18 protein-coding genes and 2 tRNA genes are annotated in these 23776 nt (G+C 45.0%); 3 read left to right on the top strand and 17 right to left on the bottom strand.

Annotation, left to right across the window (positions count from 1 at the left end; genetic code table 11):
• Window positions 1–187: 187 nt before the first annotated feature.
• From ICN36_RS12075 to ICN36_RS09435, 6 genes are all read right to left on the bottom strand, one after another.
• Window positions 188–3205: an S-layer family protein gene (locus tag ICN36_RS12075; RefSeq protein WP_255531285.1), complete on the bottom strand. Its 3018-nt coding sequence runs from the start codon at window positions 3203–3205 to the stop codon at window positions 188–190.
• Between the two features lie 739 nt (window positions 3206–3944).
• Window positions 3945–4157 carry a hypothetical protein gene (locus ICN36_RS09455; protein WP_216228117.1) on the bottom strand — a complete coding sequence of 71 codons (213 nt, stop codon included), beginning with the start codon at window positions 4155–4157 and terminating at the stop codon, window positions 3945–3947.
• Window positions 4158–4174: 17 nt separating this feature from the next.
• On the bottom strand, window positions 4175–5596 hold the full coding sequence (locus ICN36_RS09450) for a mechanosensitive ion channel family protein (protein ID WP_216228116.1): 1422 nt from the start codon (window positions 5594–5596) through the stop codon (window positions 4175–4177).
• 24 nt (window positions 5597–5620) lie between these two features.
• Entirely contained in the window at window positions 5621–7453 is a 1833-nt protein-coding gene (locus ICN36_RS09445) for a hypothetical protein (RefSeq protein ID WP_216228115.1), read from the bottom strand.
• Window positions 7454–7594: 141 nt separating this feature from the next.
• Window positions 7595–7671, bottom strand: a tRNA-Arg gene (locus tag ICN36_RS09440).
• 37 nt (window positions 7672–7708) lie between these two features.
• Window positions 7709–7785: transfer RNA gene (locus tag ICN36_RS09435), tRNA-Pro, on the bottom strand.
• Window positions 7786–7845: 60 nt separating this feature from the next.
• On the opposite strand from ICN36_RS09435, the gene ICN36_RS09430 reads away from it, so the two are divergent.
• Together ICN36_RS09430 and ICN36_RS09425 are read left to right on the top strand one after the other, a co-directional pair.
• Complete coding sequence (locus ICN36_RS09430; protein ID WP_216228114.1) at window positions 7846–8214, top strand: hypothetical protein; 369 nt, start codon at window positions 7846–7848, stop codon at window positions 8212–8214.
• A gap of 61 nt (window positions 8215–8275) precedes the next feature.
• Window positions 8276–10372, top strand: a complete 2097-nt coding sequence (locus tag ICN36_RS09425) for a TonB-dependent receptor (protein ID WP_255531284.1) — start codon at window positions 8276–8278, stop codon at window positions 10370–10372.
• 12 nt (window positions 10373–10384) lie between these two features.
• Here the strand turns inward: ICN36_RS09425 and ICN36_RS09420 are convergent, their stop codons facing one another.
• The 7 genes from ICN36_RS09420 to ICN36_RS09390 form a co-directional block, all read right to left on the bottom strand.
• The gene (locus ICN36_RS09420; protein ID WP_216228113.1) at window positions 10385–10909 is read right to left on the bottom strand and encodes a chromate transporter; all 525 of its coding nucleotides are present in this window, start codon (window positions 10907–10909) and stop codon (window positions 10385–10387) included.
• Entirely contained in the window at window positions 10906–11472 is a 567-nt protein-coding gene (locus ICN36_RS09415) for a chromate transporter (RefSeq protein WP_216228112.1), read from the bottom strand. Before ICN36_RS09415 ends, ICN36_RS09420 begins: the two co-directional genes overlap by 4 nt.
• Window positions 11469–12296: a hypothetical protein gene (locus ICN36_RS09410; protein WP_216228111.1), complete on the bottom strand. Its 828-nt coding sequence runs from the start codon at window positions 12294–12296 to the stop codon at window positions 11469–11471. The genes ICN36_RS09415 and ICN36_RS09410 overlap by 4 nt, the downstream gene beginning before the upstream one ends.
• 83 nt (window positions 12297–12379) lie before the next feature.
• Complete coding sequence (glmM, locus tag ICN36_RS09405; RefSeq protein WP_216228110.1) at window positions 12380–13723, bottom strand: phosphoglucosamine mutase; 1344 nt, start codon at window positions 13721–13723, stop codon at window positions 12380–12382.
• A gap of 29 nt (window positions 13724–13752) precedes the next feature.
• Window positions 13753–14592: a dihydropteroate synthase gene (gene folP, locus ICN36_RS09400; RefSeq protein WP_216228109.1), complete on the bottom strand. Its 840-nt coding sequence runs from the start codon at window positions 14590–14592 to the stop codon at window positions 13753–13755.
• Between the two features lie 47 nt (window positions 14593–14639).
• Window positions 14640–16517 carry an ATP-dependent zinc metalloprotease FtsH gene (gene ftsH / locus ICN36_RS09395; RefSeq protein ID WP_216228108.1) on the bottom strand — a complete coding sequence of 626 codons (1878 nt, stop codon included), beginning with the start codon at window positions 16515–16517 and terminating at the stop codon, window positions 14640–14642.
• A gap of 144 nt (window positions 16518–16661) precedes the next feature.
• Complete coding sequence (locus ICN36_RS09390) at window positions 16662–17336, bottom strand: RlmE family RNA methyltransferase (RefSeq protein WP_216228107.1); 675 nt, start codon at window positions 17334–17336, stop codon at window positions 16662–16664.
• Window positions 17337–17462: 126 nt separating this feature from the next.
• On the opposite strand from ICN36_RS09390, the gene ICN36_RS09385 reads away from it, so the two are divergent.
• A complete protein-coding gene (locus ICN36_RS09385) occupies window positions 17463–18089 on the top strand; it encodes a YhbY family RNA-binding protein (RefSeq protein ID WP_216228106.1) in 627 nt (208 codons plus the stop codon).
• A 39-nt stretch (window positions 18090–18128) separates the two neighbouring features.
• Here the strand turns inward: ICN36_RS09385 and ICN36_RS09380 are convergent, their stop codons facing one another.
• The 4 genes from ICN36_RS09380 to carA are packed head-to-tail and all read right to left on the bottom strand — an operon-like array spanning window position 18129 to window position 23587.
• On the bottom strand, window positions 18129–18602 hold the full coding sequence (locus ICN36_RS09380; protein ID WP_216228105.1) for a DUF4149 domain-containing protein: 474 nt from the start codon (window positions 18600–18602) through the stop codon (window positions 18129–18131).
• Entirely contained in the window at window positions 18602–19078 is a 477-nt protein-coding gene (gene greA / locus ICN36_RS09375) for a transcription elongation factor GreA (RefSeq protein WP_216228104.1), read from the bottom strand. Before greA ends, ICN36_RS09380 begins: the two co-directional genes overlap by 1 nt.
• Before the next feature lie 58 nt (window positions 19079–19136).
• Entirely contained in the window at window positions 19137–22400 is a 3264-nt protein-coding gene (gene carB, locus ICN36_RS09370) for a carbamoyl-phosphate synthase large subunit (protein WP_216228103.1), read from the bottom strand.
• The gene (gene carA, locus ICN36_RS09365; RefSeq protein ID WP_216228289.1) at window positions 22400–23587 is read right to left on the bottom strand and encodes a glutamine-hydrolyzing carbamoyl-phosphate synthase small subunit; all 1188 of its coding nucleotides are present in this window, start codon (window positions 23585–23587) and stop codon (window positions 22400–22402) included. Before carA ends, carB begins: the two co-directional genes overlap by 1 nt.
• Window positions 23588–23776 lie beyond the last annotated feature (189 nt).

Raw genomic sequence — 23776 nt, 5'->3', positions numbered from 1 at the left:
GTGTCTCGTTACGCGACACTTGCAAGCTTAATTTCAGATTTAGGTTTGGACGACCTGAATTATTTACTGTCGGTTAAACAGACACCACAGGGTCAGGGCCGCGATGGGCTGTTGCTAATCACAAAGCAGTCATCACACTACTTATTGACGACAGGCTCAAAACGACCCATTTGAGTCATTAAGCCCTTTACATACCAATCGTATAAGTCGCCATCACACTGGTAGTAGACACTGCTTGAAATGGCTCTTGGCGGTAGATGCCATTGATACCTAAACGCTGGTTCTTCTCTATATCGTAATAAGCCCCAATAGTAGCGGTTGGCCTGGTTTTAACGGGATTAGCATTAAAGTTGATTGGCGTTAATCCAGTTACTCCAGTAGCAGAGTAAGTACCATTAGCTGTATTGGTATCTGTTTCTACACCAACACTTCCAAAGACCCCTGCTTGAGGAATAAACCTATAGGAAGCGCCAAGGCCAGCCAAGGCAGTTGTTGCGTTGGTATTAAGCGCTGAGTAAGTTAGTGGTGCTGTAACTGTGGCGCTAGTGCCTTCGGTATAGCCGCCCATATTGTTCTGGGTATAACGAATGCCGACGAATGGAGCAACAATTACGTGTTCTACAACTCCAAAGCCATACTTAGCCGTTACTTGTGCACCTTGGCTGTTTAGCTGCGAAGAACCGGAGCCCGCCTCAGATGTACCGACCACTTGACGATTGATGGTCGTATTCTTTTGGCCGTAAGCTGCGGATACTTTTACTTCTGTACCAGTGCCATCAACACGCTCATTCCAAGCACCGAACAGGCCAATCAATGGCGTGTTGTTGCCAAGGTTAACTGTTGAACCAGCATTATTCACTGACAAGTTTTGGTCAACATAAGCACCCATGCGGTAGTTTGGGTGCGGGCGATAAGCTGCAATCAATAAACCGCTCGTGTTGTTCAGGCCATTGGCAGCAGATACTGCAGTGTTACGACCGCCCACTGAGATACAAACCCCGTTAGCGCCAAACTCATTACAGTCGTAAGAGAAGCTATTTGCTAGAACAGAGTTTTGCAGTGTGTAGATGTTTTGTAATGCTGATGCGGTGTTTACTAAAGATTGCTGGGTGTCAGCTACGTTAGGAGTGAATATCAAATACACATCATTGGCATCGTAGGCTAATCCGTAACCCAACCTTGTGTAAGAAGACAGGTTGGTTGTTAGATTGCCAAATGAACCTGTGACACCGCCATTAGCAGTTAGTAAGGTGTACTTACCCGGAGCATAAGATCCAGAGCTAGCAGCTAGAGATAAACCACCAGCTAATGACGCTACGCCAGCCACATTTAATTTTGGTGTATTGCTTGGTGCTATGCCCATCGCCAAAGTACCAGTAGTACCTTGGGTGTAACTAGCAACACTCACGTTACTAGTCTTTCCAGCGATGTTAAACGTGCCGTTATTGGTAACGTTGCTTGATGCGGCAATTAAACCGGCGCCAGATAAAGCTAAGGTAGAGCCGGCAGTGATACTAGTCAGTCCAGTATATGTATTGGCAGCAGTTAAGGCCAAGATACCGCCACCTTCCACCACCACATCGCCTGCAGTAACCCCATTGGTAATTGGGCTGCTAATGGTTGTCGTTGTGCCAGATGCTACATTAAATACTGGGTCGCCAGACACGGTTAATTGATTATTCAGTGTCATTGAGGCAGTCGTAGTTAAGGTAGCTGGAATGGTGCTGCTACCCACTAAGGCTAAAGTGCCTGAGCCAATATTGTTGGCTGAACTAATAGAAAGATTAGCGCCGGCTTGTACTTCCGTTCCGCCAGAGTAAGTATTGTTGCCAGATAGGGCTACAGAACCGCCAGCCCCACTATTAACAATCGTGAGCTTTCCATTAACGCCTGCTCCACTATTGGTGATGTTGCCGGTAAAGTTTGATGCAACGCTATTTTGGTCAATCACGCCGTTATTGGCAGTAATCGTAAAGGCTTGAGTGACTGATCCTGCAGCGGAGACTTTTAGTGTGCCACCATCAAAGACTGGATTAACTGTAGTGCCAAGATTGGAGGATTGGTAAACATTACCACTCGACATACTTGTGGCCGATAGGGCTACAATTAAATCCCAAGTTGTAGCATTAGCTCCTTGAACTAATTCCCATTTATAAGAGCTATTAAAGTTGTTCCAAGTATTAAATATAGAGCCATAGTTAGCAATACCGAAACTAGTAACGCCTGTTAAAACTGAGCTGTAGGTTGCCGCTGAGAGAACTGAATCAGTGTAAAGGCCAAAGTTCGTAGCTCCAGTAACACTTGTCACAAATAATTGACCAAAATTAGCGGGGCTGTTAATAATAATGCTGTAGTTGGTAGGCAATACGCCGGTATACGTTAAGCCTGCTTGAACATTATTCAGAGTAAGGTTGGTGCTAGCATTTTGAATGCCATAAGAGCCTGTACCACCTGTAATGGTTCCAGTATTGGTAATAGTTGACGTACTACCAGAGGCTACATAAACACCGGATGCACCAGAACCTGCAGCTCCAGCAGTACTAGAGTATCGGGTATTATTAATTCCAGCAGCACCACCTGCACCACCAGCGCCACCTGTGATAGTGCCGGAGTTATTGAGCGCACCGTTGCTTCCAATAGCTACGCCCACTCCACCACTACCGCCATTGCCACCTACAAAAGTATTTGGACCACTACCACCAGAATAGGTGGACGCTACAGCACCACCAGCGCCACCTGCACCACCAGTGATAGCGCCTGAATTGGTAAGCGTGACACCACTAGTATTAACAATTGCGCCATAGCCACCAGCGCCGCCGCCGCCGCCTGATCCAGACATGCAACACATTCCACCAGCACCACCAGCGCCACCTGCACCACCAGAAATTGAAGAAGAGGATGATCCTGTGGTAGTTATCACAACCCCAGCAGCACCTCCTCCTCCACCGGACCCTCCATCAATACCGCCTCCTCCACCTGGATTTCCGGATGCTCCGCTACTTGATCCACCAGTACCACCGCCGCCACTATTTCTGCCACCACCAGCACCACCAGTTACCCCTGCTCCGCCACCGCCACCCGCCCCTTGAAGGCTTGAGGGATTTGATCCTCTCCCGCCAGCACCACTTACTGAATCAGGACCACCAGCGCCACCGGTAAAATTATAGCCTCCTCCACTGGTATTACCCCCAGCACCACCCGCCAATGTTTGCGCTAAGCCATTGTCTGCAAATGCTATTGTAAGTACAGTAATGTGCAGAGAAATAAACCAATAAACCTCTTTGCTGTTAAAGTACGGTTATTAGGCTGTTTAGAAAAAATGATGGCCATAAGTCTAGAGGAACCTAAAAATAATAAGGTAGTTAATAGCTATTAAGCTAATTGACGAAAAGTACCGAAGAACCATACTACACCCTTCAAGTATTGCAGGGCTTGAACCCACCGGAGCAGGGCATTCCTTAAAGATTATTTCTATAAAGATATAGTAGATTATTGATGCCAAGAGAAAAACCGCCTTGTAGGATGGCTTTGGTAAGCATTTTGGTAACAAGGGTGTTGTATTGCCCCCAACCCTTGTAATACCCATTAACTTGGCGGAAGGGACGATAAAGAACTCTAAAGGACTCTTATGGGTCGTTCTCTGCCACCAAGGCACCGCCAATTACCCTGTTTTTAGCGTCCACAGCCACCCTGACCGTCACGTAACCGGACACTTCCGTGTCGGGTCAAACCGACACTAAATCGTCAGGGTCAAAATTCCATCTAGCCCATCCAAGTCGCAGGGTTACACATAGTCAAAAGGATTAACTTACGCCATACCAAAGGCCACTCCAACACTAGCCAAGCCCCAGCCATAATTGAGCCAATAAGACACAATTAACCAGCCTGAAACAATATTAAATAAGGGGATACTTGGCCTGCCCAGCACGATTCGAAAGTGCGACCTACACCTTAGAAGTTGTAAAAATGAGGTTAAACATCAGCAGAAACAATGGCATTAAGGTATTGAGATCAGGTGTGGCCTCGACACCGAGAACCTTGGTTCGGAGTGAAATGGCATGGATATTTCTTGGCATCTGCAGGCGATTGGTTGGTTCTATGTCTAATTTATTGGGTAAACCGACAAACTTGGGATGCAGATGCAATATGAAGCGCATCAGAATTTCTTTAACTATTAAATGCTGCTTGCGTGAGTTTCTCTACCGTAATTTGCCTCTAGCTGGCCAATATAGATATTTTTGACATGGCTAATTTCTCCGGGCTTAAGAGCTCCATCAACAGATACGACACGCTCTTCCTCAAGATTTAACTCAGCTAAGGTCGAGGCAAATATCTCGATTAATTCAGGGTGTAGCCTGAGTAATTTTTGCAGCGATTCTTTAGTGAGCTCATAAATTAGCGCGTCTGCTTCAGCAGTAACCGTTGCAATATGTGGCATGAGTGCAAATAAAGCCTGTCGCCCAAAAAACTCTGTAGCAATAAAGCGTTGCTTTACTAATGAATCGTTTGCATTAATCATCATGCGTGATGCCATACCTTCAGCAATAATAAAGATGGCATCATTACGCTGTCCAGCGTGAACAATGATATCCCCAGGTTTAAAGCGGCGAGGAACCAACTCATTACTGATGCTGACCCATACCTCTTTAGAGCATTGATGAAACAACCTAACCTGCTGGACTAGGTGATACAGATCTAAAGAACGATTGGCAATTTTGATCCTATCCTCAACGTCTACACCAGAAGAGATAGTGATATTTGCTACTCGCATGCTCTCTAAAACGCTCTTAATAATGGCATGCTCCGCAGGTTTTCGATCGCGATAGTCTGTGATGACATATTGAATTTCATACTTAACGCCTGAATCGGTTAATTCCCGGGCATAAACGTATGGAGGAGAAACAAATTTCACTCCAATAGCGCCAAGGGTAGCTGCATATAAAATACGCTCAGCACTTTCAACCGAAACATCGTAATCAATATTAAATGTAAGGCTCTGCTTGGTATTAGCATTGGGTAAATCTAAATTAATAACCACTGCATCTGAAATTTTGATGTTTGGAATATAGATTGCTTCAAGTGAATCTGTCAATAAGACCGTATTACGCCAAGTAATCTGATGGACTCTACCAACATACTCACCGATCTTGACCTTGTCGCCAACCTTGAAGGTATCCTCAAAGTTCAGCATGATGCCGGTAGCTAAAGCAACAGCAAAGTCTTTTAAGGCAAAACCGAGAATTGCTGCAGATCCTGCACCAGTCACAATCAGAGCTGAAATATTTTGCTTAAAAACCAATGAGAGAATGAGACAGCCACCAATAAAGATGACAATGCCAGAGCAAATATCACCGATTAAGTTAGGTACCTTGACGTTCCAAGCACGCTCGATGTACCCGTGAATAAATTCTTGATTAAAGATGCGTGCGGCTAAGAATGTAAGCGAAGCACTAAAAGCGCCTACTACCCATTGCCACACCATTTCATCCGGAAATCCGGTAACTAGCGCTATAGGCCCAATAAAACTATCTCGCATCAGACTTAAAAAGCCCAATGCAATTGTTAGGACAGCTAAGAATCGATAACCTTTTTTCATTGAAAGAATTCCTGTTATTGAATCTTAGGCTGCCGTTGGAAAACGAACTAGGAAACCAGGGGCATCAGCTGAACCAGCCTCTAAGGTGCCTCCAAAATGCTCAATCACAGCCTTAGCCAAAATAATGCCAATCAACTTTTCACGTTTTCCATCAGAGATGAATCCAGTAGATAGCTCAGCCATAAATTGACGAGCCTCATCCAGCAAAGCGGCAGTAGGCGCCAAGGATCCTGCATAAGCTGATCCTGAAAAGTTCAGAATCAATGAATCCTCTCCATTTGAGCGCAAAGAGATATTGAGTAGCCCAGAACCCGATGCATGCGTTGTGTGTGTGATTAATCTAGATATGGCGCCAGCAAGTAATCGGCTATCCCCATAGGTGGATGGCACACCATCTGGGACATCAATATTTACTTGCAAGTTTGGCAAGCGTCTCGAAAGGTCTAGGCTCTTCAAGACATCTACTAGCACGGCTGGAACGGAAAGTGGTTTAGCTTCCGCTCTAACTAAGGTTTGACGAAATAACTCGATCTGCTCATAGTCGGCCACAAGATGCCGAAGGCTATCAATTTCTTGAATCGAAAAGTCAACCCTATTGTCGATATCACCTTTATTTGAGGCACTACCTGCCTCTAGCGCGTGCTTGATTCCGGAGATTTGACCTGAGACAGCTAGCAAGGGGCTATTAATAGCCGCCATCAAATTAGAGAAATAGCGTCGTTTAAGAGTTTCCAGATCTTTGAGCTTCTCAATGGCAGCATCACCCCGTGCCAAGCGATCCTTAAGCGCTCTTCTTTCGGCGCCAATTGAACCCAACATACCGGTACGCAAGTTATCTAATTTTGAATAGGCAGCAACCAATGCTGCAGCCAGTAACAAAAATAAAATGCCACCTTTAATGACTGCAGATTTAAAAGCAGCATTAAATTGATCGGTCAAATCATCTACCATCGCAATGGTGATGGTAGGCTTGCCTACAAAGTTATATATCGGAAATGCTTTGACAAAAATTTTCTGGCCATTATTGTCGACGATCTTGTACTCCTTACTTCTCGGATCAAAATCAATTGCTTTAATAATGTCACGTGTCGCAGGATCAGAATAGTTGATGTAAATATCTTCACCCTTTTCGGCATCTTCTTTTTCATTTCGAGCGCGCTCTACTTGAGCAAAGCGTTCTTTTGTAATGCTAGTTGCCCATTGGAAGTGGGACTCTACTGATGCGCCGTTGAGTGGGAGTGAAAAATCGCCCACAAACTCCACAAGCCCGTAGAACTTATCATCCCAGATGACGGGCACAATGCCACGAATACCAATCACACCGCCCTGCCCAGTTTCTACTGCCATGATGCGCTCTTGTCTGGCATTTGCAGCCACAATCGATGCGCGGAATTTAGAGCCATCAAACTGTCCTAGCTCTGGTGCACCTGCTCTATAAAACATCGTAGCTGGTGGTATCCAAAAGTTCAGTTGATTGACTTCATGCTTCTCTTTTAGGAAGGCAAAGAATGGATCTATCTGCGCTGCTAAAGCTGCTCTATCTCGCTTAATAAAAGGATCTATAGTGACCCTGCTTCGCAATAAAGTGTCTGCACCAATACCCATCGCCCGAAACCTGGCTTGCTTAAGTTCTGTGAATACGACCTCAAATTGTTTAGAGCGGCCATCTGCCAATTCGACTACATGCTCTGTCTGTGTTTTATATGTCGAGGTTGCATAAAAAATAGAAATGAGAGCGGAGCCTAAGACCAAGCTGATCACCAAACCTACACTGAGTTTTTGTTTCGTCTGGGGTGTCTGCACCATACCAATAGTGGCAGCTTTATCAGTCGAAGTTTCTTGATTCTTTTCAGCCATTCCGGCTCCCATTGGTAAATGAACTTAATATTCCTAAATCGCGCAATCAATTGATTGCGCTTGATTATGAGGCAAAAGTGGTAAATTGCCATCCTCCCTATTCACCAATACGGGGTAGTCTGAAGGGGGAAATGGGTAGTTTGGCCTGCCCAGCACGATTCGAACGTGCGACCTACGCCTTAGAAGGGCGTTGCTCTATCCAGCTGAGCTATAGGCAGTAAGTGCTGGGACTGAAAACGTAAAACAAAGAGAAAGTGGTCGGAGTACAAGGATTCGAACCTTGGACCCCCTGCTCCCAAAGCAGGTGCGCTACCAGGCTGCGCTACACTCCGACGGAATCGATATTCTACACCGAGAGGGCTGTTGCAGGCAAATCCTGTAACATTCGTGCCATGAGTGCCTATTTTTCAAGCAAATTTAAGAAGCAGATTCAGACCGCTTTTACAGCGGCTTTGCTTGTATTTTGCTTGCTGGGAACCCATTGGATAGGCCTTTCCCACAGCATTACACATGCGGGGATACAGGGACAGTCCATAGAAGTAAGCAATTCAAGTACTTTAGATAAGAGCTTTGGTCACAGTTCTGATATTTGCCATTTATTTGATGCTCTCTCGCTTGCGGGCTTTATTCCAGATGACCAATCTACTGCTGCAGCGATTCTCCCAAGCGCAATAGAACAATCGAATACAAAAAATCTTTTTTTAAGAAATTCAATAAGCAGCATCTACCAATCACGCGCTCCCCCAACTTTCATCCTTTAAAACATTAGCGCTGCATTGCGCCCTCCCGTTTTAATTAATCACCATCAATTGGTGAATTTGGATGAATATGAATTACCGCCCTAAACAATTTTCTTGCTCACCATTATTGGTAGCCATCACCTTTTTTCTAAACAATCCTGCATGGTCACAAAATCAAGCAGAAGCTTTACCTCAGCTGGATGTCACTGGTGTGCGCGAGGGTGGCCAAGGGTTTTTATCGCCGAATAAAGTATTGGCTGGCGATGAGTTACAAAACAAACTCTCCGGAACGCTTGGAGCAACTTTAGCAAATGAGCTCGGCGTCTCGGCAACAGGCTATGGTGCCGGCTCATCGAGGCCTGTAATTCGTGGCCTTGAAGGTGCGCGGGTTCAGATTCTACAAAATGGTTTGTCCGCTGGTGATGTTTCTAGTATTTCTGCTGATCACGCAGTAGCAAGCCCTATGCAAAACACCCATCAGATCGAAATACTGCGTGGTGCCTCTGCCCTTCAATATGGATCAGGCTCCAGCGGTGGTTTAGTGAACGTAGTAAACGATCGAATTGTTACGACCATGCCCGACACCGTATCTGGTGCAGTCAATACCAATTACGAAACTGTAAATCAAGGCAAGACAGCAAACATAGAACTTGATGCACCAGCCGGACCTTTAGCATTGCATTTTGATTCAGCAATTAGTAATTCGAATAACTATCGTATTCCAGGATTTGCTGAACAGGGCGGACCAAATGCAAATTGGGCTATCAATCCAGGAGAGCCGGTAAATATTCCTTATAGCGGAAAACTACCCTTCTCCTTTAGCAATCAAAATAGCTTAGGTTTGGGAGCAAGTTATGTTCGCTCAGATGGATATACAGGCGTCTCCTTAGAGCGCATGAATCATAACTATGGAATCCCCACGGCAGAGGGTGGTTTTATTCAACAATCACAAAATCGTTACGACATTGCCCACCAAACTAACGACCCTTTCGATGGTTTTAGCTCGGTGAAGATTAGCGCTGCCAATACAAATTATGAACACACTGAATTTACCAATAATGGGGTTGCCTCAACCAAATGGAATAACACTGCTACCGAAGCTAGGCTAGAACTGGCGCACAAAGAATTGCTAGGGTCAAAAGGAATTCTGGGCCTACAAGTCATCGGCTCAACTCTAAATGCAACGGATTTATCGACAAATAATTACGCAATAGTTCCGCAGACAAAATCAAACTCAAGCGCCCTATTCCTGGTTGAAGAGGGTCGTTATGGGCCATTAAAAACGAGTCTCGGAGCTCGATATAACTATATAAGCCAAAACCCAAATTCTGGCACTCAGTTTCCTAGTGCTAGCAGTCAAGATTTTGTTCCAAGCTCTTATGGCCCCCCTTCACTTCAAAATCGTCAATTTAATTTGATGTCTTATTCAGCCGGAGGGCTGCTAGATGTTGCCAAAGGTTATGGTGTAGGGCTTGCCTATACAGTTTCTCAAAGGGCGCCGTCTGCGCAAGAACTCTACTCCTATGGACCCCATGATTCAACCGCAACATTTGATGTTGGAAATTCCAATTTAGGTATTGAAACTTCGCACAACCTTGAGTTGAGCGTTCAAAAGACTCTGGGCTTGATCCGCAGTAAAGCCAGTATTTATAAAAACCAGTTTAATAATTTTATATATGGTTACTACACTGGCGCCTATAGTCAAGCGAACAACAATTTTTCAGTTGTGCAAGCCTCTCAAGCAAATGCATCCATTCAAGGAGCAGAAGCCGAGCTTACTTATAACTGGAATGAAACTGGAGTTGGTGGACGAGTATTTGGCGATATCTCACAGGGAACATTTACCGCTGGAGGAAATCTTCCTTTGCAGCCAGCGCCTCGTTTAGGGACCGAATTAGCATACCAACACAATGGTTGGCTGGCAGGTGCAACTTATATCTACAGCTATCAACAGAATAAGTTAGCTAGCTGGGAAATAGGTCCAACGCCAAGCTATAACCTTGTCAATGCCAACCTGTCTTATACGGAGCGCATTGGAAAAGTGAATTGGACTGGGTACTTAATGCTCAAGAATTTATTGAATGAAGAGATTCGTTATGCAACTTCACCTATGGCAGTAAGACTGTATGCTCCGCAACCAGGAAGAAGCTTGATGGTTGGGGTACGCGCTGCATTTTGATAAAGGTATGCGCTAAAAATATTTCAGCAGAAAATACCCAAGTAATCCAGATCCTAGAATCACAAACACAGGATTGATTTTTGTTCTCAAAATGAGATACAGAGAGATCAAAGCTAATCCAAGGGTTATTGGGCTAACAATAGAAGATTTGGCTACAGCATAGACACCTGATGCCATTAAACCGATTGAAATGGGCTCTAAAGCATTCTGGATACTTCGTCTCCAAGGGCTTTCGCCAAAGCGATTCCATATGCGTCCGACATAAAAACACAAAATACTGGAGGGTAAGAAAAATGAAAGGAGAACAACTCCAGCGCCTAGTAAGCCCGCAACCTGAAACCCGATCACCAATACCATCAACATATTAGGGCCTGGTGCAATTTGACCGATACTATAAATATGTACAAAATGCAGATGATCAATACCAAATTGATGTACTAGTAAGGTTTGCATCTCCGGTAAAACGGCAGTACCACCCCCTACTGCCAAAAGAGACAGCATGCTAAAGCTGAGCGCTAATGACAGTAAATGATTCATGAGCTTACTTTTGGACGATAAATGTAAATTGCAATCGGAGCCATTATTAAGAGGACGATCGGCAGACTAAGCTTTATAAAACTCATCAAAATAAAGGTCGGAACGATAATGAAAAGCGACTTAAGATGCTTCCAATGATCATCGCCTATTCGATAAGTAATTGCTGCCAACAAACCACATGCTGCAGCAGCAACTCCAGACAAAATTAAGTTTGCTAATGGGTGATCAGTATTGGTAGTGTATGCAACGCCAATGATCAATACAAATAGAGATCCAGGAAGTATTAAGCCGATTGTTGCTACGAAAGCACCTAAAGCGCCACGCAAATGATCTCCTGCTAGTACCGCTAAGTTCACGGAATTTAAGCCCGGCATAGTTTGGCTAATCGCGAGATAGCCCATAAATTCATCAGCTGTGAGCCAGCGTTTTTTTTCAATCAAAAGAATACGCTCATAAGCAATGATTCCACCACCAAAGCTTACAGCGCCAATAAGTAAAAACTGGAAAAAGAGGTCATATAAACCAACTGGCACCACTTTTTCGGCCAAGCTTGTGGAGCTCATTCAGGCTTTCCATAGATTAATGCCGTTTTTGTGCTGCCAATTTCTAACCAATCAGCCAATTCAGTTTGAAGCTTTTTGAAAAACTTATCTGCCCTCTTATGGGCTTTGGCTTGTGAGCGATTTTCATCATTTACGCGATACGAAAAAGCGAGCTCGCCTACGATTGGATCGCCAGCAGTCCTAAACCAAATGGCAATCTCACAGTGGGCTTGAACACCATCACCAAAGACTAGGTTACCCAACGGTAAACACGCTTCAAGAATCTTGTTTTTAGGTCCACCAACAATATTCACAGGAGTTTTTTTATCTATCGGGAGATTTGCCATGCCTGGAAAATACTTACATATAGCACTTATGGATCTCTCAAATAAACTATCAATTGGAACCGCGTCCAAAATAGCATTGTTTGAGAAAATTTGACGTTTAGAGCCCAGATCGTCGCCGCGTAAGATTTCCTCTTTGAAGCGAGCTCTGGATTTTATTTTCTTTTGTGGAGTTGGATTGAAGTTGGAAGCATGCTCCATGTCATGAGTTCGACACTTGAGAGTTACTTCTGCATAGTCATCAACCCACACATTCTGTCGTGACTCTCGAACGCGCAAAATAATATTATTTAAACGAAAATCCTCGCCAGGGGTATCGTAAAAGTAAATATTACGTAAGCCCGTATTCGCGTTATCAAGATGAAAGAAATTTACTTTACTTTTCTTGCAGAACTTCACAATCTGTTCGCTAAGAAGCAAAATTTTGCCATGTCGATCAAGGCCTTTAGGCTTAATTAGCAGCTTAAATTCTCTGTTGGTAATAGATGGATGCAGTTTCATACGTTAAATCCTGCTTTCAAGAATTTAAATTAAATGATCAGGTGATGCATGGTTTAGAAAAACGCTTAAGATTGCTTATATAGTTATGCGGTTGGCACTAAATCAGCAATACTTTTAGCAGCACTCATAGCCAGATCAACTTCTTTGGTCTCTACCATCACACGTAGCAAAGGCTCTGTGCCAGAGGCTCGTATTAATAATCTACCTATATTTTTCAGCTCAGACTCAACCTTGGCAATTTGTTTAGCCAGATTTTCGTCAGACTTCCAGTCGTAACCAGGTTTAAATTTCACATTTAAAAGAACCTGTGGGTAGACCTTAACTGAATCTAATAACTGCGCAAGACTTTTCTTATTTTGACTCATTGCCGCTAACACCTGAAGAGCGGCAATTGTCCCATCTCCGGTAGAGTGCTGATCTAGGCAAAGGATATGGCCAGAGCCCTCACCGCCAATAATCCAGCCATTCTGTTTGAGAAGTTCTAAAACATAACGATCACCAACGTTAGCACGCTCAAAACCAATTCCGAGTGCTTTGATAGCATTTTCAACAGCCAGATTAGTCATGAGGGTACCCACTGCACCACCAAGTTGCTGCCCACGATCTAAGCGATCTTTAGTCAACACATATAGCAGTTCATCGCCGTTAAAAAGACGTCCTGAAGCATCAACCATTTGCAGACGGTCAGCATCTCCGTCTAGGGCAATACCTAAATCAGCTCCTACCTCTTTAACTTTAGCAATTAAAGCTGCTGGTGCTGTTGCACCACAGCCTTCATTGATATTTCGACCATCGGGACTCACGCCAATAGAGATAACTTCGGCTCCTAGCTCATGAAAAACGTGAGGTGCAGTGTGATACGCAGCTCCATTCGCACAATCAACTACAAGCTTTAAACCCTTGAGATTGAGTTCCCCGGGGAATGTGGATTTACAGAACTCAATGTAGCGTCCTGCAGCATCATCTAATCGAAATGCCTTACCTAGTTCTTTTGAATTAACACAGCGCATAGGCTTTTCTAATTCAGCCTCAATATCAAGCTCAAATTGATCGGAAAGCTTGTCGCCTTTAGCCGAGAAAAACTTAATGCCGTTATCTTGATACGGATTGTGTGACGCAGAGATTACCAGACCAGCTGAAAGTCGCAAAGCTTTGGTAAGGTAGGCGACCCCTGGCGTCGGAATGGGGCCGCAAAGCATGACATCTACGCCGGCAGCAGCAAAACCTGCTTCCAGCGCAGCCTCCAAAAGGTAACCAGAAACACGAGTATCTTTACCGATCAATATTTTGCAGCGCTCACCGGGTTTTGCATTGCGCGTTAATACTTTGCCTGCCGCATAACCTAAGCGAGTCATAAATTCCGGAACAATCGGAAACTGCCCTACTTCGCCACGAATACCGTCAGTACCAAAATATTGTTTTTTCATAGGTGTCATTATAAAACTTAGATACGTCTCTAAGAATTTACCGCCTCCCAAAGCTTGAGAGCTTCTACAGTCTGGGCTACATCATGAACCCGGACAATCTTAGCGCCCCGATCGGCTGCCATGATGGCTGCAGCAATACTGGCAGCAACACGTTCATTGGTATCTTTTCCCGTGATTTTGCCTAGCATCGACTTTCGAGAGATGCCCGCTAGTACAGGAAGACCTAAGGTTGAGAACTGAGCAAAATTTGTCAGCATATTCAGGTTGTGCTCGAGAGTTTTACCAAATCCAAAGCCAGGATCAATGGCGATTCGATTTCTACCGATACCCTTGGCAATTAATAACTCAACTCGATCGCCAAGAAACTGCTTCACATCAAGAATCACATCCTGATAGGCGGGATTAAATTGCATCGTGACGGGATCGCGTTGCATATGCATGAGAACAATACCGCAATCCTTACTCTCTAAAACAGCATCAATAGAACCATTCTGTCTAAGCGCCCAAACATCATTTACGCAATCTACGCCAAGGCGCAATGCTTGACGCATAGTTTCAGCTTTATAGGTGTCAATTGATAGCGGCACTCCGCAGTCTTTAAGCGCCTCTATTACCGGAAGTACTCTATCCAACTCTTCTTGTAATTGCACAGGCTCTGCCCCGGGCCTCGTAGATTCACCGCCAATATCAATAAGATCAGCGCCATTAGCAATCATATGCTCTGCCTGGGCTACAGCGTCTTTTGGAGTTCTAAATTTTCCTCCATCGGAAAATGAGTCAGGTGTTGCATTAAGAATTCCCATGACGATTGGGCGTTTACATTTGTTAAAGTCAAAAAGAAAACGCCCACAACGCCAAGTTGTGGGCATATCTATGTGACCTTGATTGGGACTCAAAGCAAAGCCATCAAGCGCGCTTATGCAGTAGCAGGGGCGCTACCAGTCGCTGGGCCGGGTGTTCCAGCGGAGTTGCCAAACTGTGTTGCAGATGAAGTTTTTGGCGCTCTAGGTGGTCGACCTTCCATGATGTCATTAATTTGCTCAGCATCAATAGTCTCCCACTCAAGCAATGCAGTTACCATTGCCTCTACCTTATCGCGATTTTGCTCTAGGATCGATCTGGCCAAAGCGTACTGACTATCCACCAATGCACGAATCTCTGCATCCACTTTTTGCTGGGTTAACTCAGAAACAGTTTTAGTGCTGTTGCGACCAAAAATGCTCTCTGACTCAGTATCAACATAAACCATCGTGCCAAGGCTATCACTCATGCCGTAGCGAGTAACCATATCGCGAGCCATCTTGGTGGCACGCTCAAAGTCATTAGAGGCGCCTGTGCTTGAAGAATGTAGAAACAACTCTTCTGCGGCACGTCCACCAAACAAAATGGCCAATTCTTCCATCATGCGATCTTTATACAAATTCACGCGATCAAATTCAGGTAACTGCCACGTTACGCCTAAGGCCATACCGCGCGGCATGATGGTGACCTTATGGACTGGATCAGCCTTAGGCAGCACCTTGGCAACCACTGCATGACCAGACTCGTGATAAGCCGTATTACGACGCTCTTCTTCGCGCATCACAGCAGACTTACGCTCAGGCCCCATAAAGATTTTGTCTTTTGCATCTTCAAAATCTTTCATGTCTACTGCACGCTTATTTCGACGCGCTGCAAACAATGCGGACTCGTTTACTAGGTTAGCCAAATCTGCACCCGAGAAACCTGGATTGCCGCGAGCCAAAACAGCGGCATTTACATCAGGATCAATAGGAACTTTGCGCATATGTACTTGCAAGATTTGCTCGCGACCACGAATGTCGGGCAAGCCTACGTGAACTTGACGATCGAAACGTCCTGGACGCAATAAAGCCTTATCCAGCACATCAGAGCGGTTGGTCGCGGCAACTACAATCACGCCGCTGTTGCTTTCAAAACCATCCATCTCAACCAACATTTGATTGAGAGTTTGTTCGCGCTCATCATTACCGCCGCCCATACCAGCACCGCGGTGACGACCAACAGCATCGATCTCATCAATAAAGATGATGCAAGGGGAATTTTTCTTGGCGTTCTCAAACATATCGCGCACACGAGATGCACCAACACCAACAAACATCTCAACGAAGTCAGAGCCAGAGATTGAAAAGAATGGAACCTTCGCTTCACCAGCAATGGCGCGTGCTAAAAGGGTCTTACCAGTGCCTGGAGGGCCTACAAGTAATACACCATGTGGGATACGGCCACCGAGCTTTTGAAACTTTTGTGGATCCTTCAAGAAGTCAACGATCTCAAAGACCTCTTCTTTTGCTTCATCACATCCAGCGACATCGGCAAAGGTAACTGTGTTGCTATTCTCATCGATTAAACGGGCTTTAGATTTTCCAAAAGAGAATGCCCCGCCTTTTCCGCCGCCTTGCATCTGACGCATCATGAAAAACCAAAAACCAATAATCAATAGTGTTGGCCCAAGGTAGTACAAAGCAGAAACCAGCATATTAGGCTCATCATCAGCCTTACCGGTAACTTGAACTCCGTATTTCATGAGATCGCCAACCATCCAGATATCTCCGGGAGAGATAATCGAATATTTGGTGCCATCAGCAGGTGTGACCTGTAACGTGCGTCCCTGCACATCTACACGTTTAACTTTGCCAGCCTTGGCATCGTCCATAAACTGAGAATAGGTAACTTGTGTTTGATCCTTGGGCTTATCGAACTGTTTAAAAACAGTAAAAAGCACCAGACCCACAATGAGCCACACACCGATTTTTTGGAACATATTGCTGTTCAAAATGAGTCCTTTTCTGGATTGATCCAGGAGTTAAAGCGAATCGCTACCTTAGTATTTGATTCTACTACCAGCCCTTTTCAAGGGCTAATGGCATATTTATTTATTAAAACCCTACTAATTTGGGGTTATTTAGTCTTTTGGGACCTATTTTGTAGATTTTAGGTTTCTACCCAATAAGAAGATCTCTGAAGACTTTGCTCTTGATGCCTTAGGTTTGCGGGAGGCAACTGTCTTGAAGACCTTTTTAAAGGATTCCACGATTTGACTGTAACCACTGCCGTTAAAGCACTTAATCAATAGCGCACCTTCAGGTTTCAGGTGGGCAGTGGCAAAGTCCAGAGCTATCTCAGCTAAAAAGGCCATCCTAGCAGCATCAGCTACGCCAACCCCAGAAAGGTTGGGTGCCATATCGGATAGAACCAAATCCACCTTGCCTTCGGCCTCTTGAGGAAGTAAAGCCTCAAGCGCAGCAAGACCCTCATCTTCACGGAAGTCTCCTTGAATAAAGCTGACATCAGCAATATCTTCCATTGGCAGAATATCAATCGCAATAATCTGACCATCAGGTTTGCCAGACTCGATCTTGGGATTGGTTTTGCCAAGCTCAGTTAAGCGATTACGAGCGTACTGAGACCAGCTCCCAGGGGCGCTTCCCAAGTCCACAATAGTCATGCCTGCTTTGATGAGGTGATCTTGCTCGTCAATTTCACTGAGCTTATAAACCGCCCTCGCCCGATAACCCTCTTTTTGAGCCATCTTTACGTAGGGATCAGTTAGGTGATCCTGTAACCAACTTTTATTAAATTTATTCTTTGCCACAACTTACCCACTTTCGACATCTATTTTCCTATTTTCCGCCCCCTAAAGCAAAAGGAATTAAGCAATATATTGTTAAATTTGCTGTAATGAGCTGAATTACAGGTTGAATGCTCTATCATCAAGGACATGACCGCACTAATCCTTACCCCTGCTCAACGTAAATCCCTCAAAGCCGACGCACATGACCTAAGCCCTGTTGTGATGGTTGGCGGCGATGGTTTAACCTCCGCCGTAGTTAAAGAAGCTAAATTAGCAATTCAGCACCACGGTTTAATCAAGATTCGCGTTTTTGGTGATGATCGTGAAGCGCGTACCGCGATCTTCGAAGAACTCTGCGATAAGTTAGACGCTGCTCCTGTTCAGCACATCGGCAAATTGCTAGTGCTGTGGAAACCAAAAGATGCTGTTGAAGAAGCATTCAGTAATCTTGGACGCTCTAGCAAGCAGACTAAAAAGTCACTGCAAGCACCACGTACCAAACGTCAACCTAATCGTACGGTAACAAAAGCGGGCGTACGCACAAGTACTTCCGAAAGATCTGATCGTCGCTCTGCCGCCAACAAGTCTCCATTTGAGCGAGCTGCAGCAGTCAAGTCAGCAACCCCTAAGAAACGGGTATTGCGTTCAGAGGCAGCTGAGTCAAAAATTGGTTGGTCTTCTCCTGGCTATAGAAAAGCTACAGCTGCACCTGCGCCAATTAAAAAACGTAAGGTAAGAATGAGCAGCACCAAGAAAAAATCATTGGGCTCTTAATAGACTCTAGATAGGGTCTAGATTCAAAGAAAAACGCTGCTAGTCGGCGTTTTTTGTTGACCGCCAAACAAGCACAAGTCCAAGCAAGGCCTGAATCATAAACAGAATGCTAGAGGCGCCATGCAGGCGACCAAATAAAACGGCATCAGCTGATTCACGAACAGATAGGCCTGAATATAAGGCTTGATCTCTTAGGGAGTTCATCCAGGGTATTAGGATAAATGCAGCGCCCACTGCGCAAGCCAACATACCTAGCAATATCCAGCGCATTAGACGGTAATGCGACAACTCATGACGCACTAGAAAGCTTGCCATCACCATTAATAGTGAGGAGATAACCACACCTGAATAGGCGGTTACTTTAAAAAGATTCGCGGCCACCATTCCGGCGACTTGCCTGTCACCTAGGCTTGAAAAAAGAACGGGTACAACTAAAAATCCAATGCTTATAAAGCTACCAACCCAGAGACCTGAAATGAGGCAAAAAATTCTCTGGGTTCGTAGGTAATGCATTACACGTATCGCACGGCCAAGATTTCAACTTCGCGATTACCGCCAGGTGCCTGCACTGCAACAACATCACCCTCTTCTTTGCTGATCAATGCGCGAGCAATAGGAGAGCTTATAGAAATTTTATTGAACTCGATGTCAGCTTCATCGTCGCCTACTATCTGATAGGTCAATTTAGTACCATCTTCTAAATCTTCCAAGTCAACAGTAGCGCCAAAAACAACGCGGCCCGTCACATCAAGTGAAGCAGGATCAATGATTTGTGCTGCCGAAAGTTTGCCTTCCAGCTCTTGAATACGGCCTTCAATAAAGCCTTGTTTTTCTTTGGCGGCATCGTATTCAGCATTCTCTGACAAGTCGCCTTGCGCGCGAGCCTCAGAGATGGCAATAATCACTGAGGGGCGCTCTATATGCTTAAGGCGGTGCAACTCTTCTTTAAGAAGTTCTGCACCGCGCTTGGTAATCGGAATTGTGCTCATGCTACTAACCTAACTTAAATTCGTGCGCAAAATTACGCGTATAAAAGTTAATTTTAGATTAAATAAGCGCCCGATGTAAGTTTTGTAATGAATAGACCTCAAGCGACTCAAGCTTGCCATTTTGTGACGCCAGCAACCCATCCATAACCGCACGTGCTGCGCTAATCGTCGTGTAATACGTCACGCCATTAGCTTGTGCGCTAGTTCGAATGGATCTTGAGTCTGCAATCGCAGTCCGAGTCTCATCCACGGTCGTAAATACCAATGAAATCTCCCCATTTTTGATGAAATCCACAATATGCGGACGACCATCTTTGACCTTGTTCACCACCTTAACTGGTAAACCAGCTGCCTCAATTGCAGCGGCAGTACCTTTGGTAGCAACCATCGGGAAACCGAGTTGATGCAATAACTTTGCAACTTCAATTGCTTTTGGTTTATCGCTGTCTTTAACCGTGAGAAGAACAGTTCCGCTCTTGGGCAACTTAATGCCAGCACCCAATTGAGACTTAAACAAGGCTTCTCCAAAAGTCTTGCCCACACCCATCACTTCACCAGTAGAACGCATCTCTGGCCCAAGAATTGGATCAATTCCTGGGAATTTATTGAACGGGAAGACCGCCTCTTTAACAGAGAAGTATGGAGGCTTGACTTCCGTCTGAATACCTTGCTGAGCTAAAGTTTGACCAACCATGCAACGAGCTGCAATCTTGGCAAGCTGCAAGCCAGTTGCCTTGGAAACAAATGGAACAGTTCGTGATGCGCGTGGATTGACTTCTAGAACGTAAATTACGTCTTTGCCGTCAACATTTTGAATCGCAAATTGCACGTTCATTAAGCCAACAACATTAAGCCCTTTGGCCATTGCAGCAGTCTGACGTTTAATTTCGTCAACTGTTTCTTCTGATAATGAATATGGCGGCAAAGAACAAGCTGAGTCGCCAGAGTGCACACCAGCCTGTTCTATATGTTCCATGACGCCGCCAATGAAAACGGCTTCACCATCACTAATGCAATCCACGTCGCACTCGATGGCATCATTTAAAAAGCGATCTAACAAAACTGGAGAATCATGTGAAACTTTCACGGCTTCACGCATGTAGCGCTCTAGATCACGGCCATCATGAACGATTTCCATTGCGCGACCACCTAAAACATAAGAAGGACGAACTACTAATGGATAGCCAATTTCTTCAGCAAGCTTGAGAGCCTCTTCTTCAGTACGTGCCGTACGGTTAGGTGGCTGACGCAAACCAAGATCCTGAAGTAGCTTTTGGAAGCGTTCGCGATCTTCTGCAGCATCGATCATGTCAGGTGAAGTGCCAATGATTGGGACACCATTACGCTCAAGATCAAGAGCTAATTTCAAAGGAGTTTGACCGCCATACTGAACGATGACGCCTTTTGGCTTTTCTTTGGCAACGATTTCTAATACATCTTCGAGTGTTAATGGCTCAAAGTACAGGCGATCAGAAGTGTCGTAGTCAGTAGAAACTGTTTCAGGATTGCAGTTGACCATAATCGTTTCATAACCATCATCACGCATTGCTAAGGCAGCATGTACACAGCAATAGTCAAACTCAATACCTTGACCAATTCGGTTCGGACCTCCGCCCAAAACCATAATCTTCTCTTTATTAGTCGGTTGTGACTCGCACTCACCATGCTCCGCTTCATATGTTGAATACAAGTAGGCGGTGTTTGTTGAGAATTCTGCAGCACAGGTATCCACACGCTTATAAACAGGAACTACCTTTAAGCGATGACGTGCGGCGCGAACAGAAGCCGCATCAACTTTAAGTAACTTAGCTAAGCGACGATCAGAAAAACCTTTTTGCTTTACAAAACGCAATTCGGGCGCTGTTAGGCTATCAATCTTACGCTGCTTAAGTTCGGTTTCAATCGTGATGAGTTCTTCAATTTGCTCTAAGAACCAAGGATCAACCTTAGTTTCAGCGTAAATCTCATCAAGACCCATTCCCATGCGGAATGCATCCGCCAAATACCATATCCGATCGGGGCCCGGTTCATTGATTTCATTGATGATGTCATCCAGGTCTGTAGAAAACTCGTCAAGACCATCAACACCAACCTCTAAACCACGTAGCGCCTTTTGAAAAGACTCTTGGAAGGTTCTGCCAATCGCCATCACTTCACCAACAGACTTCATCTGGGTTGTTAAACGAGAATCAGCTTGCGGGAATTTTTCAAATGCAAAGCGTGGAATCTTCGTAACAACGTAATCGATGGAAGGCTCAAAAGAAGCTGGTGTAGCACCACCAGTAATGTCATTCTTGAGTTCATCGAGCGTGTAGCCAACAGCCAATTTAGCGGCAATCTTCGCAATCGGAAATCCCGTAGCTTTAGAGGCCAATGCCGATGAGCGTGAAACCCGTGGATTCATCTCAATAACAATCATGCGACCATCAACTGGATTAATCGAGAACTGAACGTTTGAGCCACCAGTATCTACACCGATCTCCCTTAGAACCGCTATCGATGCATTACGCATGATTTGATATTCTTTATCCGTCAAAGTTTGCGCAGGTGCTACGGTAATGGAGTCACCAGTATGAACGCCCATTGGATCTAAGTTTTCAATCGAGCAAACAATGATGCAATTGTCACTGCGATCACGCACGACTTCCATCTCGAACTCTTTCCAACCAAGGAGAGACTCTTCAATCAAGAGCTCACGTGTTGGCGATAAATCAAGACCACGCTTACAAATTTCCTCGAACTCTTCGCGGTTATAAGCAATACCACCACCTGATCCACCCATAGTGAATGATGGACGAATGACTACTGGGAAACCGGAACTACCAGTCTCCTTCATGATTTGTTGCTGAACTTCATGCGCCTCGTCCATTGAGTGCGCAATCCCTGACTTTGCAGAGCCCAGACCAATTTTGGTCATCGCCTCTTTAAACTTCTGACGATCTTCTGCTTTATCAATTGCTTCTGGTGAGGCACCAATTAATTCGCAGCCGTATTTTTCTAATACGCCATGACGATGAAGATCTAATGCGCAATTAAGGGCAGTTTGACCACCCATAGTTGGCAAAATTGCATCAGGCTTTTCGGTGGCAATAATGCGTTCTACGACTTCCCAAGTAATAGGCTCGATGTAAGTCACATCAGCCATCTCGGGGTCGGTCATGATGGTTGCGGGATTGCTGTTTACCAAAATAACTTTGTAGCCTTCGTCTCGCAGGGCCTTACAGGCTTGTGCTCCGGAATAGTCAAACTCACAAGCTTGGCCAATCACAATTGGACCAGCACCAATAATCAGAATGCTCTTTATGTCGCTACGCTTAGGCATTATTTGCCCTCCTTCTTACTGGCAGCATTCATGAGCTCCACAAATCGATCAAATAAATAGGCAATATCATGGGGACCAGGAGAGGCCTCAGGGTGTCCTTGGAAACACAGCGCAGGCTTATCTTTCCAAGCTAAACCTTGCAAAGATCCATCAAATAAAGAAACATGAGTAACGCGAATATTGTCTGGAAGAGTATTGGCATCAACAGCAAAGCCATGATTCTGTGATGTGATCGCAACACGACCGGTATCCAAATCCTTCACTGGATGATTGGCGCCATGGTGACCAAACTTCATCTTCAAAGTTTTGGCACCAGCAGCTGAGCCCATGATTTGATGACCTAAACAAATGCCAAATGTCGGAACACCTTTTTCAATAATTTCTTTTGCAGCAGCAATGGCATAGTCACATGGACCAGGATCGCCAGGGCCATTTGAAAAGAATACACCATCGGGATTCATTGCCAGCACTTCTGCTGCGGTAGTTTGCGCTGGTACGACTGTCAGATGACAGCCACGCTCAGTGAGCATGCGCAGAATATTGCGCTTTACGCCAAAGTCATAAGCAACTACCTTTTTCATTGGCTTGCTAGTATCTAATGTTCTGTATGCTGGTTTACCATCTGGACCATGCAGGTCCCATTCAGCTTCACGCCACTCATAAGACTTCTTAGTAGTAACTACCTTTGCAAGATCTAAGCCTGACATTCCAGGAAAGGCTTTGGCCAGCTCAAGGGCTTTGTTGCCTAAAGTTTCATAGCTATCACCAACTTTGCCAGCAACAATGGCACCCGATTGAGCGCCCTTATCTCGGAGAATTCTGGTGAGCTTACGGGTATCTATTCCTGCAATGCCCAATATGCCGGCTTTAGTGAGATAGTCATCTAAAGAACCTTCTGAGCGGAAGTTGGATACGCGCTTTGGCAGATCCTTAATAACTAGGCCTGCAGCATGAATCTGGTCAGACTCAGCATCTTGGGCATTCACACCAACATTACCAATGTGTGGATAGGTCAATGTCACAATTTGACGTGAGTAACTAGGATCGGTAATGATCTCTTGGTATCCAGTTAATGCGGTATTGAAAACGACTTCGCCGGTATTTTCGCCTGGGGCGCCAATACTAAATCCGGGAAATAAGGTACCGTCGGCTAATGCCAACACGGCTGGGGGAAAAGAAGGAAGCAAGGGTGACAAACCATCTCCAGTCCCTGCTCCATCCGACGCTCAAAACCCTCAAATAGACCAACCCGAGGATGTTTTTGCGGGAGGTGAGTGTCTTTAAGCGCTAGGGTAATTAATAAGTTTCGAACACTGCAATCATACCATTTTTGCTCGTAAACCCTTGGATATCCTGCCAAATGGGGCTTTACAAGG

The organism is Polynucleobacter sp. UK-Gri1-W3 (assembly GCF_018881595.1).
In the GTDB taxonomy this organism is placed as follows: Bacteria; Pseudomonadota; Gammaproteobacteria; order Burkholderiales; family Burkholderiaceae; genus Polynucleobacter.
The sequence above is the reverse complement of the archived record's forward strand: the minus strand, read 5'-3'. Positions and strand labels throughout refer to the sequence as shown.

What these genes read in the sequence shown, in the direction of transcription:
- ICN36_RS09455 (WP_216228117.1), bottom strand. Translation starts at nt 4,157, where the DNA reads ATGCGCTTCATATTGCATCTGCATCCCAAGTTTGTCGGTTTACCCAAT.
- ICN36_RS09450 (WP_216228116.1), bottom strand. Translation starts at nt 5,596, where the DNA reads ATGAAAAAAGGTTATCGATTCTTAGCTGTCCTAACAATTGCATTGGGC.
- ICN36_RS09445 (WP_216228115.1), bottom strand. Translation starts at nt 7,453, where the DNA reads ATGGCTGAAAAGAATCAAGAAACTTCGACTGATAAAGCTGCCACTATT.
- ICN36_RS09430 (WP_216228114.1), top strand. Translation starts at nt 7,846, where the DNA reads ATGAGTGCCTATTTTTCAAGCAAATTTAAGAAGCAGATTCAGACCGCT.
- ICN36_RS09425 (WP_255531284.1), top strand. Translation starts at nt 8,276, where the DNA reads ATGAATATGAATTACCGCCCTAAACAATTTTCTTGCTCACCATTATTG.
- ICN36_RS09420 (WP_216228113.1), bottom strand. Translation starts at nt 10,909, where the DNA reads ATGAATCATTTACTGTCATTAGCGCTCAGCTTTAGCATGCTGTCTCTT.
- ICN36_RS09415 (WP_216228112.1), bottom strand. Translation starts at nt 11,472, where the DNA reads ATGAGCTCCACAAGCTTGGCCGAAAAAGTGGTGCCAGTTGGTTTATAT.
- ICN36_RS09410 (WP_216228111.1), bottom strand. Translation starts at nt 12,296, where the DNA reads ATGAAACTGCATCCATCTATTACCAACAGAGAATTTAAGCTGCTAATT.
- glmM (WP_216228110.1), bottom strand. Translation starts at nt 13,723, where the DNA reads ATGAAAAAACAATATTTTGGTACTGACGGTATTCGTGGCGAAGTAGGG.
- folP (WP_216228109.1), bottom strand. Translation starts at nt 14,592, where the DNA reads ATGCCCACAACTTGGCGTTGTGGGCGTTTTCTTTTTGACTTTAACAAA.
- ICN36_RS09385 (WP_216228106.1), top strand. Translation starts at nt 17,463, where the DNA reads ATGACCGCACTAATCCTTACCCCTGCTCAACGTAAATCCCTCAAAGCC.
- ICN36_RS09380 (WP_216228105.1), bottom strand. Translation starts at nt 18,602, where the DNA reads ATGCATTACCTACGAACCCAGAGAATTTTTTGCCTCATTTCAGGTCTC.
- greA (WP_216228104.1), bottom strand. Translation starts at nt 19,078, where the DNA reads ATGAGCACAATTCCGATTACCAAGCGCGGTGCAGAACTTCTTAAAGAA.
- carB (WP_216228103.1), bottom strand. Translation starts at nt 22,400, where the DNA reads ATGCCTAAGCGTAGCGACATAAAGAGCATTCTGATTATTGGTGCTGGT.